This is a genomic window from Bacillus sp. SIMBA_031 (assembly GCF_046535225.1).
In the GTDB taxonomy this organism is placed as follows: Bacteria; Bacillota; Bacilli; order Bacillales; family Bacillaceae; genus Bacillus; species Bacillus velezensis.
In genome coordinates this window covers 1-251 of sequence record NZ_JAWRXC010000500.1, presented here as the reverse complement: position 1 = coordinate 251, position 251 = coordinate 1, and the positions used below count along the sequence as shown (strand labels likewise).

Below are 251 nucleotides of genomic sequence, written 5' to 3'. Positions count from 1 at the left end.
CGTCCAGACGGTTACGGAACTCCGGCGTGAACATGCGCTTGATGTCGACCATTTCGTCGCCGGTTTCCCGGCGATTCGTGAAGCCGATCACCGACTTGCCCATTGCCTCGGCGCCCGCATTCGTCGTCATGATGATGATGACGTTGCGGAAATCCGCCTTGCGGCCGTTGTTGTCCGTCAGCGTGCCGTGGTCCATCACCTGCAGCAGCACGTTGTAGATGTCCGGGTGCGCCTTCTCGATTTCGTCGAGC

The 251-nt window shown here is 60.2% G+C and carries 1 protein-coding gene; it reads right to left on the bottom strand.

Annotation, left to right across the window (positions count from 1 at the left end; translation table 11 throughout):
- Nucleotides 1-251, bottom strand: a 251-nt coding sequence (locus SB724_RS21160) for an AAA family ATPase (RefSeq protein WP_410572960.1), incomplete at both ends; no start/stop codon positions are given.